The following is a 17,236-nucleotide window of genomic DNA, read 5'->3' on the forward strand; positions in this document are numbered from 1 at the left end:
CCCGCCCTGCGGCCGTCCGGGCGGACGGGTCAGCCGCTTCGCAGCGGGGCCGTCGCGAACTCCGTCATCCCCTCGGCGAAGGCGACCCGCGGCTTCCAGCCCAGTTCTTCACGCAGCCTGCGCGAGGAGGCGGTGATGTGGCGGACGTCGCCGAGCCGGTACTCGCCCGTGACCACCGGCACCATCTGCGTGCCGTGCGCCCCGGCCAGGGCGGCGGCCATCTCCCCCACCGTGTGGGGCTCACCGCTGCCGACGTTGTACGCCCTCGCGGACCCCTGCGGCAGACCGGGCAGTCCGTCCAGGGCCGCGAGGTTGGCCCCGGCCACGTCCCGTACGTGGACGAAGTCACGACGCTGGCCGCCGTCCTCGAACACGCGTGGCGCCTCACCGCGCTCCAGCGCGGACCGGAACAGCGACGCGACCCCGGCGTACGGGGTGTCACGCGGCATCCCCGGCCCGTACACGTTGTGGTACCGCAACGCGATCACCCGTCCGCCCACCGCGCGCGCCCAGGCGGAGGCGAGGTGCTCCTGAGTCAGCTTGGTGGCGGCGTAGACGTTGCGCGGGTCGAGCGGGGCGTCCTCGTCCACCAGCCCGGACGCCAGCGGTTCGCCGCACTGCGGACAGGGAGGTTCGAAGCGTCCCGCCCGCAAGTCGGCCACCTCGCGCGGTCCCGGCCCCACGACACCGTGCGACGGGCACTCGTACCGTCCCTCGCCGTAGACCACCATCGAACTCGCCAGCAGCAAGGACCTCACTCCGGCCGCGGCCATACAGGCCAGGAGCACCGCGGTGCCCAGGTCGTTGCAGCCCACGTAGGCGGGTGCGTCGGCGAAATCCTTGCCGAGGCCGACCATCGCCGCCTGATGGCAGACGGCATCGACGCCCCGCAGGGCCTCGGACACCTCCGCCGCGTCACGGACGTCCGCGTGCCTCCAGTCCACCCCGTCGGGAACCGGCGGGGGCGTGCGGTGCGCGGCGGGCAGCAGGGCGTCGAGCACGCGCACCTCGTGCCCGGCGCCGGTGAGGGCGGTGACGACGTGCGAGCCGATGAAGCCCGCACCTCCGGTGACCAGGATCAACATGTCCCGACCGTACGGCCACCGGCCCGGCCGGCGACCGTACGACGCCGACACGTCAGCGGTTCGTAAGCCTTCCCGCCGCGCGTCTTGGCCGACGGCCGCGGCGGGCACCCCGCACGACGAGCACGAGGACCGCGACCACCGCCACCGCCCCCAGCGTGACCAGCCAGTTGCGCGGGTAGTCCAGCGGCAGGACCGAGGAGTTGGCCGGCTTCCCCGGGCGCAGCATCACCGGCAGGGCGACCGCCGTCACAGCGCCCGCGACGATCAGCGCCCCGCGGACGGGGCCGCGCACGCCCCCGCGGACCAGCACCGACCCGATGAGCAGCACCAGCGGCGCGATGAGCACGTCGTGCAGCACCACCGCGCCGCCCAGCCAGATCAGAACGCCCGTCAGGTCGCCCACCCCCAGCAGCTGGTACGCGCCCACTCCCGCCAGCACCAGACCGGCCGCGCCCGTGAGCCGCCGCGTCACGCTCGTCCTCACGACAGCACTTCCAGCCGGCCTACCCACTTGGTCTGCAGCACACCGGGCCGGTTCGGGGCGATCAGGCGCACCGGGTAGCCGTGGTCGGGGGTGAGCTCCTCGTCGTTGAGGCGCAGCGCCAGCAGGGTCAGCGGGTCGCGGGCGTACTCGTGCCCCATCTCGGAGACCCGGTAGCCGCCCCGCGTCTGCAGCGACACCGCCCGTACCCGGGCGTCGGGCGGGGCCCCCACGAGGTCCAGGAGGTCCATGACCCGCACCCCCGTCCAGTGCGCCGTCTTGCTCCACCCCTCCACGCAGGCGATCGGCAGTTCCGCCCCGTACTGCGGGAGGCCCCTCAGCTCATCCAGTGTCAGCGTGCGGGGCCGCGGCCCGGCCACCGTCAGGCGATAGCGGTCGGCCACGATCAGCCCGACGCCGGCAGCGGCGGCGGTGCGGTTGACCGGCAGGCCGCTCGGGCCGTGGTCCGGATGGCGTGGCGCGAGCAGGATGAGGCCCTTGAGCGGGGTGAAGGACTGTCCCACCGTGGTCACGGTGACCATGCCGGCCGCTGCCGCCAGGGCGGCGAGCAGCGAGCGCCGGTCGGCCCCGTCCTCCTGGGGCAGCGCCAGGGTTCCCGGCGACCGCCGCCTCCAGTGGGCGCGGATCTCCGGGGCCTTGACGGCGACGTGCAGCACGAGCGATCCGGTGAGCAGCCAGGCCACTGCGTAGTGCACCGGCACGAACGAGAACGGCCACGGGTACCACTGCGCGGTGTTGAGCAGGCCGGTGGCGACCTCGAACACGGCCGCCGCCACCAGCGCCGCGACCGACAACCGCTCCAGGGCGTGCCGCACCGACCGAACCGGCGGCCAGGAGAACAGCCGCGGGTAGACCGTCCACAACTTCGCCGACAGCAGCGGAACCGCCGCGACACCCGAGGCGACGTGCAGCCCCTGCGTCAGCCGGTAGCCCCACACCGGGCGGGTCGGCAGACCACCGGCCAGCCACATGGGCGGATGCTGCAGCACGTGGCTGATCAGGCCGGTGACGAAGCACACGACGAAGGCGAGTCCGAGCCAGCGTCCGATCGAGGTCGCCGTGCGGGGATCATGGAGCCTGCCGGTGAACACCGGCGGAGACAAGCGCGATCTCATGCCTCCATCACAGCCGCCGCAAGGCCGCCGCGGAACGCCCCGACCCCTTACGGAACAGGGACGTCCACTCCCGGTGGCCGGGCCCGCCGACGCGAGGCGCCCGGACGCCCCCCTACCCCGAGCGCACGCCTCTTCGGCTGGAATCTCGCGGTCCCCGGTGGTGGCGGGACGACAGACGGCCGAGGTCGGGCTATGTGTGGGGGCGAGATCACGGCCGTTGCCCTCCGGCACGCGCCCTGGCAGCGGAGGGTCAGTCGATGCGCGATCACGATCAGCCGTCACAGGCCGGTTCGGGCGGACCTCCGGGTCGCCCGAAGGAGCCCCAGGCGCCTCCACGACGGCCGCTGAGGGAGTTCACCGCAACGGCGGTCGAGCGCGCGAGGGAGAGCGCACGACGCGCGGCGGCGGCCGCCGGAACGACCGGTCCCTTCCGTCCGGAGTTCTGGCGCAGCCCGATCCGGGGGCCGTGGCTGACGTCGGTCTTCGGTCTGGTGCTGCTGTTCGGCATCCCGGTGGTGTTCGTGACCGGCGCGCTCTCGTACGCCGCGTACAACCCGGATCTGGGCCCGCTCAACGACCAGACCCCGGACAAGGGGCTGCTGGGCTTCTACCTCTTCGACTGGCCCACCCACCCCGCCTGGCTCTACCGGCTGACCCAGGGCGTTCACGTGACGCTCGGCGTCGCTCTCGTGCCGGTGGTGCTGGCCAAGCTGTGGTCGGTCATCCCCAAGCTCTTCGCATGGCCGCCGCTGCGATCGGCCGCCCAGGCGCTGGAACGGCTGTCGCTGCTCCTCCTGGTGGGCGGCGTCGTCTTCGAGTTCGTGACCGGGATCTTCAACGTCCAGCTGTTCTACGTCTTCCCCGGCTCCTTCTACACCCTGCACTTCTACGGCGCCTGGGTGTTCATCGCCGCGTTCGCCGTCCACGTCAGCCTGAGGCTCCGCCGGATGACGCGCGCCCTGCGCAGTCGCAATCCCCTCCGGGAACTGCGCATCGGCGTCCCTGGCACCCGGCCCGAACCTCCCGATGCGGACGGCCTGGTGCCGGTCGCACCAGCGGCCGCCACCATGAGCCGGCGGGGCGCCGTGGGTATGGTCGGCGCCGGATCGCTCCTGCTCCTGGCGGTCACGGCAGGGCAGAGCATCGGTGGGCGGCTGCGCGGCACGGCGCTGCTCGCCCCGCACGATCGCGATCCGGGCGGCGGACCCGACGCCTTCCAGATCAACAAGACCGCCGCGTCCGTCGGCGTGACCCCGGAGCTCGTCGGCCCCTCCTGGCGGCTCGAGGTGCACGGCGTCGGACGGCCCCTGGTCCTCTCCCGCGAGCAGTTGAGCGCGATGCCACGGCATCGCGCGGCCCTGCCGATCGCCTGCGTGGAGGGCTGGTCCACCACCGACCAGCGCTGGGAGGGCCTGCGGCTCGCCGACCTCGCGGCGTTGAGCGGTCTGCCCGGCGCCGGGAGCGTGCTGGTCGAGTCCGTCCAGCCCTCGGGGCCGTACCGCTCGGTGATGCTCCGCGGGAACCAGATCCACGACCCGAGGGCCCTGCTCGCCCTGCGGGTCAACGGTGCGTACCTGTCCATGGACCACGGCTACCCGGCGCGCGTCATCGTGCCGGCCAACCCCGGGGTCAACAACACCAAGTGGGTGCACCGACTCACCTTCCGGGCCTGACCATGGCCCGCTACCTGCGCTGGTACGGCGCCAACCCCCTGCACCTGCTCCGCCTGGTCTGCTCCCTGGCCGTCACCGGCTACGCCTGCGTACGCCTGTTCGCCGTCCGGCCCGTGGAGGTCGCGATCTGGCTGGTGGGTGCGGCGGTCCTGCACGACCTGATCCTGCTGCCGCTGTACTCCCTCGCCGACCTCTCGGCCCGCTCGGTACTGCGGCACCGGACCCGGGCCGTGCCGGGACGGGCTTGGACCAACCACCTCCGCGTGCCCGCCTTCCTGTCCGGCGTGCTCCTCCTGGTCTGGTTCCCCCTGATCCTCCGCCTGCCCGCCCCTTACCCGGGCGCCACAGGACTCACCGACGCCGTCTACCTCGGCCGGTGGCTGGCCGTCACCGCCGTCCTGTTCGGCGTTTCGGCCCTGATCCTCGCCCTCCGGCTGCGCGGGATGCGCCGGTCACGCGACAAGCAGCGACGGCGCCCACGGAGGGACGCGCAGGACCCGTGACCAGAGCCAGAGGGGGCACACCGGCGTGGATCCACCATCCGGGAGAACACGTTGCCTCAAGCACCCTTCTGCGGAAGAACCGCAGGTCACGACGCTACGCACGCCGGTTGTCACAAAACGGATGGTTGCCCGGTCAACATTTCAAAAGGGGGCAAACAAAGCTCCGCGCCCCTGTCGCACCCATCCCCCATCCATCCGAGGGCAGCCACTTGGCGACCACATTCAGCCCCGACTTGTCTCTTGGCAAACAGCTGAACACGGCCGAGATATCCGACACCGCCATCGCCCTGCTCGACGAGCAGGGGACCGTGGTCGGATGGACGCAGGCCGCCCGGCAGCTCGTCGGACTCTCCGCGGGCGACATGGTGGGCCGGTCAGCCGCCCACGTGCTGCCGTCGTACGGGGCGGCGCTGTCGATGTCGGCCTTCGTCGAGCAGTGCCGCGCCCGGAACGGCTGGCCTGGCGTGACGGCGGTGCGCCACCGGGACGGCCGCATGGTCGACACCACGCTGCGGATCTCGATGGTGCAGGGGCATGACGGCGAGACGCAGTGGCTCGCCTCCCTGATCAATGCCGGCACGTCGTCCGCCGGCTCCATCAACGGCTCGGTGCGGGGATCGCTGCTGACCCGCGCGCCGATCGGCGTCATCATCCGTGATCGGCAACTGCGGTGCACCGGCGTGAACGCAACGATGGCGAGCCACGACGGCCTTCCCCGTGACCGGCGCCTCGGGCGCCGGTTCCCCGACATCCGCTCCGGCGCCGAGGCGCGGGCCATCGAGGCGCTGATGCGGCAGGTGCTGCGGAGCGGCACCTCCAGGGTCCACGAGTACCGCACCTGGCTCCCGACGGCTCCGGGCCGGGAGCGGCCGTTCGCGGTGTCCTGTCAATGCCTCCTGGACGCGGACGACCAGGCACTGGGCGTGTGCGTCATCAGCGCGGACGTCGTCGAGGGCCGGCGGGCTCACGAGCGCCTCGCCGTCCTCGGCGAGGCCGGTGCGCGGCTCGGGAGCACCCTGGACGTGATGCAGGCCGGCCAGGAGCTGGCCGACCTCGCCGTGCCCCTGCTCGCCGACTACGTCGCCGTGGACCTGGAGCTGTCGGTCTCGTTCGGTGAGGGCCCTCCGGTCCGTGTCGGCGCCGAGGGCAGGCGCCTGCCCGGTTTCCGGCGTGCCGGGCTCGCATCGATCCACCCCGGGGTCCCCGAATCCCCGTGGCTGCGCGGCGAACCGATCGGTGTGCCCCTGGTCTCGCCCCTCACCGACGTGCTGCGTACCGGCAGGTCCCGCCTTGAGCCGACGCTCGACACCGCTCCCGGCACGTGGCTCGACACCGTGCCGGAGCTGGCGCACCGGCTCCGCGGCAACGGCGCGCACTCGATCATGATCGTTCCCATCCGGGCGCGGCGCACGCTGCTGGGAACGGCGTTGTTCGTCCGCACCGACAACGAGTCGCCGTTCCAGGACGTCGACCTGCTGCTGGCCGAAGAGCTCGTCGGCCGCGCCGCCCTGTCGCTGGACAACGCCCGCCAGTACGCCCGCGAGCACACCGCGGCCCTCACCCTGCAACGCACCCTGCTCCCCCGCCAGTTGAAGGGCGGAGCAGCGGTCGAGACGGCATCGCGCTACCTGCCCGCCGACGTGGACCACTGTGTCGGCGGCGACTGGTTCGACGTGATCCCGCTGTCGGGCGCCCGGGTCGCCCTCGTCGTCGGCGACGTCGTCGGGCACGGCCTGCACGCTGCAGCGACCATGGGAAGGCTCCGCACCGCCGTCCACACCCTCGCCGACATGGAGCTGCCCCCCGACGAACTGCTGACCCGCCTCGACGACACCCTCCAGCGGCTGGCCGAGGGTGACGACCACGCGACCCCCGCCGTCATGGGCGCCACCTGTCTGTACGCCGTCTACGACCCCGCGACCCGCCGCTGCACCATGGCGGGGGCCGGTCACCCCCCGCCCGTCATCGTCGACCCGCAGGGCCGGGTCACCTTCCCCGACCTGCCCACCGGGGCCCCGCTGGGCATCGGGCTGGGAGACCCGTTCGAGGCCGTGGAGGTGGAGCTGCCCGAGGGGAGCCTCATCGCCCTGTACACCGACGGCCTGGTCGAGAACCGGGACCACGACATCGAGGAGGGCATGCGCCGCCTGGGCACCGCCCTCGCCCGGCCGGGCCGGTCCCTGGAGGACCTGTGCGGTCTCGCGACGGAGGCCCTCCGCGGCCGGACCGCGTCCGACGACATCTCCCTGCTCCTGGTCCGGACCCGCTCCCTCGCCCCGGACCAGGTCGCCTCCTTCGCTCTGCCCGGTGACCGGACCGCCGCCCGCCAGGCCCGGGACGTGACGACCCGTCAACTGACCGCCTGGGGCCTGGACGGGCTCGAGGACCCGGCGAGGCTCATCGTCAGCGAACTGGTCACCAACGCGCTGTGCCACGGCGCCGGCCCGGTCGTGCTGCGCCTGATCCGGCATCAGGTCCTCACCTGCGAGGTGTCCGACGCGGACGGGTGCTTCCCACGGCGGCGTCGCGCACGGTCCCTGGACGACCACGGCCGTGGCCTCTACCTGGTGGCCCAGTTGTCCCGCCGATGGGGCTGCCGGCCGGTGCCGGGCGGCGGCAAGGTCGTGTGGGCGGAGGTGGACCTGCCCGCCTACAGACGGACCGATGCCGCCACCGGCAGGTGATCGCTGCCCGTGGCCGGGAGGGTCCAGGCCGACCGCGGTTCCATACCGCGCACCAGGATGTGGTCGATCCGGGCCACGGGGAAGGACGCGGGCCAGGTCAGGCCGAACCCTGCACCCGACTCGGCCTGAGCCGAACGCAGTTGGGACGTGACCGCCGACAGGGCCCGGTCGTCCGTGGTGCCGTTGAAGTCGCCCATGAGCAGGGTGCGGGGCAGGGGTTCGGCGCGAAGGGCGCCGGCCAGAACGCGCGCGGCGGCGTCGCGTCCGGCCGTACCGAACCCGTACACAGGGGTGAACCGGACGGACAGCAGGTGGGCGACGTAGACGGCGACGGGCCCCTTGGGGGTGCGGACGGTGGCACGCAGGGCACGCGGCCAGGGCGCGATGTCGACCGCCCGGGTGTCGGTGAGCGGGTAGCGGCTCCACAGGCCGACCGTGCCCTGCACCGAGTGGAAGGGGTACGCGGCGCCCAGTGCGCTGCCGTACGCCGGCGCGTTGTTGCCCACTTCCTCGATGGCCACCAGGTCGGCGCCGGAGGCCGCCAGGGCACGGGCGGTGCGCGCCGGGTCCGGGTTCTGCTCGTTGGCGTTGTGCGTGACGACGGTCAGGTCCCCGCCGGCCGCCCGTTTGTCGGCCAGTGCCCCGCCGAAGAGCGAGCACCAGACGACGGCGGGCAGCAGGACGGCCACGGCGGCGGTCGCGGAGCGCCGCAGCAGTGCGCACAGCAGCAGGAGCGGTACGGCCAGGCCGGTCCACGGCAGGAAGGTCTCGACGAGACTGCCGAGGTGGCCGGGCCCGTTGGGGACGTGGGCGTGGCCCGTCATGACGAGTGCGGCCGACGCCGCGAGGGCGGCGGCGACGCGTCCTCGTCGCCACGTGCCCGGGCATCCGCCCGGCCGTCGTCCGCGAGCGGGTTCGGGTTCCGGCGGGGCGCCGGGTGCGCGGAGGAGAGTGGTCACGGCCGGCTCACCGGTCCCCGGACCGGGCGCCGGCCGCGGACGCGGGGTCCGTCCCGGCGACCCATCGCCGTACGCCCTCCACCAGGGTGTGGCTCACGCCCAGGACGGCGTTCAGGCCCTCCTGCGGGCTGGTGCCGGGACGCTGGTGGAGGACGACGCCGAGGGCGAGATGGCCACGTCCGCGGCGGTCGGGTGCGGTGGCCGCCCACATCAGGGCGCCGCCCGCGGGGGTGCTGGAGCCGGTCTTGAGCCCGATCACGCCGGACGTGCCGAGCAGGGTGTTGGTGTTCAGGACGGTGCCGGGCACTCCGGGGACGGTGGTGCCGGGCAGGGCGACGACGGCTGCGAACACCGGATCGCGCATGACCTGCCGGGCCAGCTTCAGCTGGTCGCCGGAGGTGCTGGTGGTGGTGGCCTCGATGCCGCTGGCCCCGGTGTAGGTGGTCCGGTCCATGCCGAGGTGGTCGGCGGCCCGGTTCATCTTGACGACGAAGGCCTCCTGCGTTCCCGCGTCCCAACGGGCCAGCAGCCGGGCGACGTTGTTGCCGGAGGGGACCAGCATCAGCTCCAGCAGCTGCCGTTCGCCCAGCCGCTGCCCCTGCCTGAGCGGCACGCTGGACTCGACGCCGGACACGGACTCGTCCGCGGCCTGCTGGTCGACGGTGACCCGGGGGCCGGTCGCGCCCTCGCGCAGCGGATGGTCGCGCAGGATCACGTACGCGGTCATCACCTTGGCGACACTGGCGATGGGCACCGGGTTCTGCGCGCCACGGTCCCCCAGGTCGCCTCCGTCGCCGAGCCCCTCGACCAGCACGCTCGTCTGCCCCTCGTGCGGCCAGGGCAACGACACCGTGGGGCGGTGCTCCGGCCGCCGGCCGAGGAGACCGCCCGTCCGGGACCCGTCGCCTCCGTCGCCGTCGTCGCCCGTGGCGACGACCAGCGCGCCCAGTGCGATCAGGGTGACCAGGGCGGCCGCGCCGGCCGCGACCGGCACGGGGATGCGCCGTGCACGGAGCGACCGGGCCGCCGCGGACCGCGGTCCACCGGTGTCACGTTCGCGGGGTTCGGGGACTGGGCGCATGGACGGGGCACCTCCACGGGATCACGGCGTGGCTCTCACGCACACCGCCCACCGTGGAACGCGCTGGTGTCGGCCCGGCCGTGACCGTGCCTCGGCCACCGCTCGGCCGCTCATCCGTCGTGTATCAACGCCGTCCGGCGCTGCGCCGCGCCTCAGTCGGCCGCGGGCAACCGGAGCGTGGCGACGGCCCCGCCGTCGGGCGCGTTGGCGAAGGACAGCGACGCGCCGATGACCCGGGCCTGGCCGAGCGCGATCGTCAGCCCGAGGCCGTGGCCCCGACCGCGCTCCGAGGCCCCGGTGCGGAACCGCTGGGGCCCGTCCGCGAGCAGCGCGCGCGGGAATCCGGGGCCGTGGTCCCGTACCGTCACCGTCGTCCCCGCCACCGCGACCTCGACGGGCGCGCCGCCGTGCCGGTGGGCGTTGACGACGAGGTTGGCCACGATCCGGTCGACCCGGCGCGGGTCGGTCCGTGCGTACACGGTGCCGTCGGTGGCGAACCGTGTACGCAGCCCGGTGCGGCCCAGCGCGTCCTCGACGACCTCGGCGAGCGGGACGGGTCTGAGTTCGGCCCGCTCGGCGCCGGCGTCCAGCCGGGAGATCTCCAGCAGGTCCTCCACCAGGTCGCGCAACACCCCCACCCGGTCCCGGACCAGGTCGGTGGCCTCCCCGTCGGGCAGCAGCCCGCTCGCGGTGACCAGGCCCATCAGCGGGGTGCGCAGTTCGTGGGCGACGTCGGCGGTGAAGCGCTGCTCGGCCGTCAGCCGCCCGAGCAGGCTGTCGGCCATCGAGTCGACGGTGGCCGAGATCTCGGTGATCTCGTCGCCGCTGCGGCAGCCGCGGCCGCCGCGGCCGTCCGTGGTCCTCGCGGCCAGGTCACCGGCCGCGATCCGGCGCGCGGTCCGTGCCACGCGCCGCAGCCTGCGGTTGGGCAGCTCGGCCGCGAGCGCCGTGAGCGGTACGACGACGGCCAGCGCGGCCAGGGAGTACTTCCACATGTGCCGGTCCAGGGCGCGCCGGGTCAGCAGGTCGGACGTCATGTCGGTGCTCATCGCCACCGGGCCGCCCCCGTACATCCGCGCCGCCCACATCTCCGGATGGTCCCCGGGGCTGTCACCGTCGTACCAGGTGGCGTGCCCGGTGCTCGGCCCCTGCCCGTGCCGCAGCCGGTCCAGCAGTCCGGCGGGCATCGCGGCGGGCGACGTCTCCAGCCCTTCGGGCGGCACTCCGTCGCGCGCGTAGTCCTCCAGGGCCCGGTCCAGCTGGGCGGTGGCCTTCGCGCCGCCGTCGTTCATCGACCGCTCCAGGGTGCTGCGGTGGACCAGCACCCCGACGGTCAGCGCGATCGCGCAGCAGGCGACAGCCACGAGGAGGGCGATCCTCCAGCGCAGCGAACGCCAGTTGAGCAGGTCCCGTACGGTGTCCACCTCAGCGCCGCAGCTTGTAGCCGAAGCCGCGGACCGTCTCGATCCGGTCGGCCCCGATCTTCTTCCGCAGCCGCTGGACGCAGAGGTCCACCACACGGCTGTCGCCGTCCCAGCCGTAGTCCCACACGTTGCGCAGCAGGGTGTTCCGGTCCAGCACGACGCCGGGGTTCGCGGCGAACTCCAGGAGCAGCCGCAGTTCGGTGGGGGCGAGCGCGACGGGTGCGCCCGCCCGGAACACCTCAAGACCGGCGGTGTCGATCGTCAGGTCACCGAAGACGAGCCGGGCGGGGTCCTCCGGCCGCCCCACCGGGTCCGCCGGGGGCGGGACGGCTGCGGGGGCAGGGACGGGGGTGAAGGTCGCCCGGCGCAGCAGCGAGCGGATCCGGGCCACCAGCACCGCGGTGTCCACGGGTTTGACCACGTAGTCGTCGGCGCCCGCCTCCAGGCCGGAGACGACGTCCAGGGCGTCGCCGCGCGCGGACATCATCAGGATCGGGTCCATGCTGGTCTCCCTGACCCTGCGGCACAGCCCGATCCCGTCCAGGCCCGGCAGCATCACGTCGAGCAGCAGCAGGTCGTGGCGGCCCTCCCGGAACAGTTCGAGCCCGGTCAGGCCGTCACCCGCCGACGTCACGCGGTAGCCGTAGCGCTCCAGCGCCATGGTGACCGATCTGCGGATCACCTCGTCGTCCTCGACGAGCAGGACCGCCACGGACGCCGGGACGGACCCCTCTGTCACCAGAACCGACACTCTCTTCCCATCGGACGCAGGTACGGGGACTCCCATCATGCGCCAGGCGGATGCCCCGCCGGGTGTCCGGTGGTGCTCGGCCACGCATCAACCGTGTATCAGCACGCGCTCATGCCACGGCCGCCCCACCACCACCCGCCTCAGGACCGCAGGGCGTCGACGGGCTCCATGCGGGAGGCCCGCAGGGAGGGGTAGAGACCGGCCAGGAGTCCGACGAGGGCTCCGGCGACCGGGGCGCCGAAGGCGAGCCGGACGTCGAGGACCGGGGTCCAGTCCCTGACGGCGGAGACGCCCACCACGACGACCATGCCCAGGGCGGCGCCGACGACGCCGCCGAGGAGTCCGATGGTCGTCGACTCCAGCAGGAACTGGCCGGCGACCTGGCGTCGCGAGGCACCGAGGGCGCGGCGCAGTCCGATCTCCCCGATCCGTTCGATGACCGTCACCAGCGTCACGTTGGCGATGCCGATGGCCCCGACCACCAGCGAGACCAGTCCGAGGACCAGGAACAGGCCGTTGACGTCGCCCTGTACGCCCTTGCGTGCCTTGGCCGGGTCGGGCGGTGCCGTGACGGCGAGGGCGCCCTCGGCTCCGGGGGCCAGCGCGATGGGTGCCTGGTGGGCCACCTGGTTCGCCGCGCCGAGCGCGGTGTTGATCAGTACCCGGGTGACCACTCCGAGGCCGAGCTGGTCCTGCGCGGTCGTGGGCGGCAGGATCACGGCGGTGGCGAGCTGCTGTTCCCGTTCGGCTCCGCCGAGGATCCCGATGACGGTGTAGGCCTGCCCCTTGAGGAAGACGGCGGGCGCGTCCTTGACCGAGCCGATGCCGAGCAGCCGTGCGGCCTGGTCGCCGATCACCGCCACCCGGCCGTGCCGGGCGACGTCCCCGTCGTCGAAGAAGCGTCCGGCGGTCATCGTGCCGCGCACCGCGGCGGGCAGCGTCGCGGACGCAGCGACGACCGCCATGGTCTGCCCGGTGACCTCCCCGGGCGCCACCACGTCGTTCGCCCGTACCTGGACGCTCGCGGTCGCCTGGGATTCGGCGATGGCCGCCGCCGAGTCGACCCCGGCCAGCCGCCGGACGGCGTCGACGCCCGGCCAGTCCACGAGAGGGACGGGGTCGGCCGACGGCGGCGGCGCGGGCACGACCACGGTGACGGAGGTGGCGGTCAGCGCGTCGAACCGGCCGACGATCTGGTTGCCCGCCGTGGACGAGACCCCGATGGTGATGACCAGGGTGGTGATGCCGAGGACGGTGCCCAGGGTGGTCAGCGCGGAGCGCATGGGACGGGCCAGCACCCCCGCCAGCGCCTCGGTCCACAGGTCCCGGAAGTCCATCCAGGGACGCTCGATGCCCCTGGCCCTGCCGCCGCCCCTGCCGCGTCGCCGGGCGCGAGTCCTCATCGGTCCTCCTCGGTGAGGCGTCCGTCGCTGATCCTCACCCGGCGGTCGGCCCGGGCGCTGACCGTCTCCTCGTGGGTGATCACGACCAGGGTCATGCCCTGCGCGCTCAGCTGATCGAAGAGGTCCAGCACGGACGCGGTGTTCTCACTGTCGAGGTTGCCGGTGGGTTCGTCGCAGAGCAGCAGCGCGGGCTCGCTCATCAGCGCCCGGGCGATCGCCACGCGCTGCCTCTCACCACCGGAGAGCCGGTCCGGCCGGAAGCCGGTGCGGTGTGCCAGGCCCACCCGTCCCAGTGCCTCCTCGGCCCTCGCGCGGCGGCCGGCCCGGCCGCGCCCGGGGCGCGGCCGGCGGTAGGCCTCGGCGAGCATGACGTTCTCGTCCACCGTCCGGTAGGGCAGCAGGTGGAAGGACTGGAAGACGAATCCGATCCGGCTGCCGCGCAGCGAGGTGCGCTGCGGGTCGCCGAGCGTGTTGGTCTCCACGCCGTCGAGCCAGTACGCGCCCGAGGTGGGGCGGTCCAGCAGCCCCAGGGTGTTGAGCAGCGTCGACTTGCCGGAGCCGGACGGGCCGACGATCGACAGGTGCTCGCCGCGCCGGACGGCCAGGTTCACGTCCCGCAGGGCGTGCACCGGCGGTTCGGAGTCGAAGGTCCGGTCGACGGAGACCAGCTGGATGACGGTGTCCGCGTCGGGCACCGCCGACAGTGCCGGGCCGGTCATCGTCCGACCACCACGGGATCGCCCGCCGTGAGGTCGTCACCGGACGGGGTGACCTCCACCTGGCCGTCCGCGGACAGGCCCGCCTTCACGGGGACGTCCACGACCTTGCCGCCCCGCACGACCTGCACCCTGGCCTGCCCGCCGGCCGATGTGTGCAGCGCGGCGATGGGCACCGTCAGCACGTCGCCGTCCGAGGAGCCCACCTCGATGGTGACCATCGCGGACCCGTTGGCGTTCTTGGCCAGCTTCCCCGACGGGACGGAGATCTGCACCGGTACGGGAGCCGCCGCGTCGCCGCCGCCGCCGACCGACGTCCCCGGCGCGTCCTTGCCGTCGCCCGCGTCGTGCTTCGGTACCTCGTCGCCGAGCGCCACCAGCCGCCCCCGCACCTTCGTGCCGTCGGGGGTCTCCACCTGGGCCGTCATGCCCTTGTGGAGCAGCTTGGCGTCGCTGCCCGGGACCACGGCCTGCACCACGACCTTGGAGCTGGTCACGGTGCCGATCGTTCCGGACGGGGTGTCGCCGGTCTTCAAGGACACCTTGTCCAGCCGGGCCGGCAGGTCCGGCAGGAAGACCACCTCGCCCGCCGGGATCTTGGTGCCGTAGCCGGCCTGGAAGGCGGAGAGCGCGGCGTTGGCCGCGTCCAGCTGCTGCTGCGCCGCCTTGAGCCGCAGCTTTCCGGACTCCCCACCGGAGCCGGATCCGCTGCCGGGGTCCTGCGCGTCCAGGAGCGCCTGCTGTGCGGTGGTCACGGCCGCTTCCAACGTCCCCAGCTGCTGCTTGTCCGCGAATCCGGGCTCCTCCGCGTGGAAGCCCTTGCTCTTGTACCAGCGGCTCACCGCCGCGGCGTCGGAGGATCCGTACGTCCCGGTGGTTCCGCCCGGGTTGAACCCGAGGCGGGCCAGGGCGCGTTCGAGCTGCTCGACGTCGTCGCCGGAGGCGCCGGGACCGAGCGTGCGGTACATCGGGACGGATCCCTTGAGCACCAGCACCGGCCGGCCGCTCACCTGCATCAGCACGTCGCCCTCCTTCACCTCCGATCCGGCGACCGGTGCCTTGGTGACGCGCTGGACGGCGGCGTCGCCGGCCCCGGAGTCCCCGGTGCCGGAGTCCGGGGACCCGACCGGCCCGGCCAGCGCCAGGCTCTGCGGTGAGGCGAACTCCACCGAGCCCTGGGCCACCACGCTCGCGGTCAGCGACCGCCGTTCCACGGCGACGGTGACCGGTCCGGCCTTCGGCGGACGGTGGGCGGCGGCCGCGTCGGCCGGCGACTGCATCTGCGATCCGGCGAACCAGCCGCCCGCGCCCACCAGTCCCACCCCGGCGACGATGGCGCCGAGCTGCCTGGGCCGGCTGCTCACCTTGCGGCGCTGCCTCACCCGGCACCGCCACCGCTGGTCGGGGCCTTGAAGAACTTCGGGAAGTAGGCGGCCCGGAAAGCCTTGCCGCACTCCAGGTCCTGCATCGCCAGGTCGATGTCCTTGGCGAGCAGGGGCATGGCCTCGTCCTTGCCCATGGGCTTGGTGGAGCTGCCGTCGGGGTTCGCCTCGGCGGCGCCGGCCCCGGCGCCGGGGGCGGCGGAGGTCATCGCCTGCAGCTTCACCATCTCCCCGATGCCGGTCGGCTGCGTCGTCGTGACGGGGATGCCGTGGTCCTTCAGGCACGAGGCGTACGACTGCGCCAGGGTCACCAGCCGGGAATCGCCGTTGAGCGCCTGCGCGTTCGCCTGGTTCCGCTGCGCGGTCGTGACGCTGCGTTCCTGGGCCGACGCGTTGCCGTAGACCTCCTTGTTGGCCTCCCCGTCGCATCCGGTCCACTGCTTGCCACCGGTCTTCGGGTCCGGGGGGCCGCCCATGGCCTTGTCCCAGGCGGCCTTCTGCGCGGCGGTGAGCGTGGCGACGTAGCCCGCGTTGGGCGAGACGTTCGCGTCGTCCCGGGCGGCCTCGCTGCCCGGCGCCTGGGGATCGTCGGGATAGACGACGCCCGCGTAGACGCCGAAGCCGTACTTCTGGCGGTACTTCTTCGTCAGCCCGTAGTCCGCCCCGTCGGCGGCCCAGGATGCCGCGGGGTCCTCGGGGGCGATGGGGGTGTAGGGGAAGCCCTTCTTCTTCATGCAGGCCGCGATCGCGTTCTGCAGCTGGTACTCCTTCTTGAGCTCCCCGCCGGCGTTCGCGGGGACGTCGAGCTGTCCCCGCGCTCCGGTCGGGGCCTTGCCACCGCCCGCCGTCTGCGATGCCGTCTCGGCGCCGCAGGCCGCCAGCAGCGGCAGCAGGCTCACCGCCACGGCCAGTATCCGAACAGTGCGGGATCCAGACATGCTCTTCCATCCGATCGAGGAGAAGTGAGGTCGCCGCCCTGAGGCGGGGCGTCACCGGGTTCGTGCGTCCCAGGCTGGCGCCCGCAGGTGATGGCCCCTGGCCCGGATCATGACCGAGCTGTAACGCCGGTTCACTGCACGTGCGGGCCGGTGACGAAGCGACCGTTCCTGTCGTAGGGCCAGGCGTTGGCGACGCATCCGCGCAGGCCCTTGATCTGCTGCATCATCACCGGGGCCAGTTGTCCGGGACCCGCGCAGGTGGTGTGCGTGTAGTTCAGGAAGTGCCCCATCTCGTGGTTGATGATCAGCGCCCGGTAGTCGTGGATCGGGCCGTCGAACGTCGGCGAGCCCTCGACCCAGCGCTTGAGGTTCACCACGACCCCGCCGGGGACCTCGCAGTTGTACTCGCCCTGGGTGTCCTGCTTGATGCCCGTCCAGCACAGGGCGTCCGCCGTGCCCGGCGTCGCGATCCGCACCGTGAGGTCGTGGGGTTGCCCCGCGCTCACCAGCTGGAACGCGAAGGCGGGGTTGTGGGTCCAGCCCCGGGGGGCGGCGAGGATGTCGGCGATCTCGTTGGCCGCCTGGTCCGGCGAGATGTCGAGGCCGGTCTCGACCTTCACCACGTAGCGGAGCGGACGGGGACCGCGACCGACCTTCTCGCCGCCGGCCTGCGCGGTGACGAAGGTGCCACTGCCCGTCGCGGGGACGTCGATTTTGGTGGGGGTCGGCGTCGGCGTCGGGGTGGGGGTCGGTGTGGGCGTGGGCGTCGGAGTGGGCGTGGGGGTGACGTGCACCACGCTCCGCGGGCGTGGGGCGCCGCTCGACGCGTCACTTCGCCCGTCGTCCAGGAAGAACGCGACGGAGCCGAGCAGCCCTGCGACCACCAGCGTGGCGACCAGATAACCCCGGCCCCGGCGGCGCGGACGGCGCCTGCGACGGGAGGCCCGGTGGCGTCCGGCACGGTGGGATGAATGCATGGCAGCTCAAACTGGTCATTTCAGATGATCGCCATGAGCTCAC

The 17,236-nt window shown here is 73.3% G+C and carries 15 protein-coding genes; 3 read left to right on the top strand and 12 right to left on the bottom strand.

Annotation, left to right across the window (positions count from 1 at the left end):
* Window positions 1–29: 29 nt before the first annotated feature.
* The 3 genes from PV410_RS18735 to PV410_RS18745 are packed head-to-tail and all read right to left on the bottom strand — an operon-like array spanning window position 30 to window position 2,702.
* Complete coding sequence (locus PV410_RS18735) at window positions 30–1,085, bottom strand: NAD-dependent epimerase/dehydratase family protein (RefSeq protein ID WP_500325902.1); 1,056 nt, start codon at window positions 1,083–1,085, stop codon at window positions 30–32.
* A gap of 52 nt (window positions 1,086–1,137) precedes the next feature.
* On the bottom strand, window positions 1,138–1,569 hold the full coding sequence (locus tag PV410_RS18740) for a hypothetical protein (protein WP_500325904.1): 432 nt from the start codon (window positions 1,567–1,569) through the stop codon (window positions 1,138–1,140).
* Window positions 1,566–2,702 (bottom strand): molybdopterin-dependent oxidoreductase, encoded by a 1,137-nt coding sequence (locus tag PV410_RS18745; protein ID WP_500325906.1) that lies wholly within the window; start codon window positions 2,700–2,702, stop codon window positions 1,566–1,568. The genes PV410_RS18740 and PV410_RS18745 overlap by 4 nt, the downstream gene beginning before the upstream one ends.
* 257 nt (window positions 2,703–2,959) lie before the next feature.
* Here PV410_RS18745 and PV410_RS18750 point away from each other — a divergent pair, with 257 nt between their 5' ends.
* The 3 genes from PV410_RS18750 to PV410_RS18760 all read left to right on the top strand — a co-directional run bounded on the left by PV410_RS18750 (window position 2,960) and on the right by PV410_RS18760 (window position 7,562).
* Complete coding sequence (locus tag PV410_RS18750; RefSeq protein ID WP_500325908.1) at window positions 2,960–4,375, top strand: molybdopterin-dependent oxidoreductase; 1,416 nt, start codon at window positions 2,960–2,962, stop codon at window positions 4,373–4,375.
* Window positions 4,376–4,377: 2 nt separating this feature from the next.
* Window positions 4,378–4,878: a hypothetical protein gene (locus tag PV410_RS18755; RefSeq protein WP_500326212.1), complete on the top strand. Its 501-nt coding sequence runs from the start codon at window positions 4,378–4,380 to the stop codon at window positions 4,876–4,878.
* 233 nt (window positions 4,879–5,111) lie between these two features.
* A complete protein-coding gene (locus PV410_RS18760; RefSeq protein ID WP_500325910.1) occupies window positions 5,112–7,562 on the top strand; it encodes a SpoIIE family protein phosphatase in 2,451 nt (816 codons plus the stop codon).
* Here the strand turns inward: PV410_RS18760 and PV410_RS18765 are convergent.
* From PV410_RS18765 to PV410_RS18805, 9 genes are all read right to left on the bottom strand, one after another.
* Window positions 7,529–8,386: an endonuclease/exonuclease/phosphatase family protein gene (locus tag PV410_RS18765; protein ID WP_500325911.1), complete on the bottom strand. Its 858-nt coding sequence runs from the start codon at window positions 8,384–8,386 to the stop codon at window positions 7,529–7,531. The genes PV410_RS18760 and PV410_RS18765 overlap by 34 nt on opposite strands.
* Before the next feature lie 142 nt (window positions 8,387–8,528).
* A complete protein-coding gene (locus PV410_RS18770; RefSeq protein WP_500325913.1) occupies window positions 8,529–9,602 on the bottom strand; it encodes a D-alanyl-D-alanine carboxypeptidase family protein in 1,074 nt (357 codons plus the stop codon).
* A 152-nt stretch (window positions 9,603–9,754) separates the two neighbouring features.
* Window positions 9,755–11,026, bottom strand: a complete 1,272-nt coding sequence (locus tag PV410_RS18775) for an ATP-binding protein (protein WP_500325914.1) — start codon at window positions 11,024–11,026, stop codon at window positions 9,755–9,757.
* Between the two features lies 1 nt (window position 11,027).
* A complete protein-coding gene (gene cseB / locus PV410_RS18780) occupies window positions 11,028–11,687 on the bottom strand; it encodes a two-component system response regulator CseB (protein ID WP_500326214.1) in 660 nt (219 codons plus the stop codon).
* Window positions 11,688–11,917: 230 nt separating this feature from the next.
* Window positions 11,918–13,180 (bottom strand): ABC transporter permease, encoded by a 1,263-nt coding sequence (locus tag PV410_RS18785; protein ID WP_500325915.1) that lies wholly within the window; start codon window positions 13,178–13,180, stop codon window positions 11,918–11,920.
* Complete coding sequence (locus tag PV410_RS18790; RefSeq protein WP_500325917.1) at window positions 13,177–13,899, bottom strand: ABC transporter ATP-binding protein; 723 nt, start codon at window positions 13,897–13,899, stop codon at window positions 13,177–13,179. Before PV410_RS18790 ends, PV410_RS18785 begins: the two co-directional genes overlap by 4 nt.
* Entirely contained in the window at window positions 13,896–15,260 is a 1,365-nt protein-coding gene (locus tag PV410_RS18795) for a peptidoglycan-binding protein (protein ID WP_500325919.1), read from the bottom strand. Before PV410_RS18795 ends, PV410_RS18790 begins: the two co-directional genes overlap by 4 nt.
* 14 nt (window positions 15,261–15,274) lie before the next feature.
* The gene (locus tag PV410_RS18800; RefSeq protein WP_500325921.1) at window positions 15,275–16,216 is read right to left on the bottom strand and encodes a hypothetical protein; all 942 of its coding nucleotides are present in this window, start codon (window positions 16,214–16,216) and stop codon (window positions 15,275–15,277) included.
* Between the two features lie 131 nt (window positions 16,217–16,347).
* A complete protein-coding gene (locus tag PV410_RS18805) occupies window positions 16,348–17,193 on the bottom strand; it encodes a DUF3152 domain-containing protein (protein ID WP_500325923.1) in 846 nt (281 codons plus the stop codon).
* Between the last annotated feature and the right edge of the window lie 43 nt (window positions 17,194–17,236).

The sequence above is a fragment of the Streptomyces sp. PA03-5A genome (genome assembly GCF_033792725.1).
Taxonomy (GTDB): Bacteria; Actinomycetota; Actinomycetes; order Streptomycetales; family Streptomycetaceae; genus Actinacidiphila.